Here is a 773-nt window from a genome sequence, read left to right as displayed (position 1 = left end):
TGACATTTCGGCTTCTGGCACCATCCCTCCCCCGGTCGCCCAAACTAAGTGTGTGGCATTTTTCAAACGTTCATCCGTAAGCTGTAAACGAGTCTGGTAGTGTAGAGAACTCGAGACATGCACCGCGCCCATCATTCCGGCTAATGCAGAGGGCTCCAAATTGATGCCTTCTCGTTCGCTCAACTCTCCTAAAAGCTGATACATACGTTCGTCCGTCACTGTGTAGTAACCATCAATTAGCCGCTCCATGGCTCGCCCAACAAAACCAGAAGGACGACCAACTGCCAAGCCATCTGCCGCGGTGAGATTATCTATACCAATATCTTGCACCGCTATCTCATCATGCAAACCCGTATGTACTCCCAACAACATGCAAGGAGAATGTGTTGGCTCAGCGAAGATGCAATGCACGTGGTCACCAAAGGCCACCTTGAGCCCAAAAGCAACACCACCTGGCCCACCACCAACACCGCATGGTAAATACACAAACAGTGGATGACGTTCATCAACCACAATACCTAAATCATCAGATTGTTGTTTTAAGCGTTCACCTGCAACCGAGTAACCTAGGAACAAGGTTTGTGAGTTTTCATCATCGATAAAAAAGCAGTTGGGATCGCTCTCTGCCTGTTTTCGACCTTGCTCAACCGCAACACCATAATCTTGCTCGTACTCAACCACGTTGACACCGTGTGATCGAAGTTTGTTTTTCTTCCACTCTCTCGCATCGGCGGACATATGAACCGATACTGAAAAACCAAGCTTGGCACTCA

The 773-nt window shown here is 48.5% G+C and carries 1 protein-coding gene; it reads right to left on the bottom strand.

Features of this window, described 5'->3' with window-relative positions; all coding sequences use genetic code 11:
• The coding region (locus R7Q11_RS25830) for a D-serine ammonia-lyase (protein WP_225466958.1) at positions 1 to 773 on the bottom strand (773 nt) is incomplete at both ends.

The sequence above is a fragment of the Vibrio sp. 970 genome (genome assembly GCF_033339075.1).
Note: the sequence above shows the minus strand (reverse complement) of the source record. Positions and strands in the feature narration are given on the sequence as shown.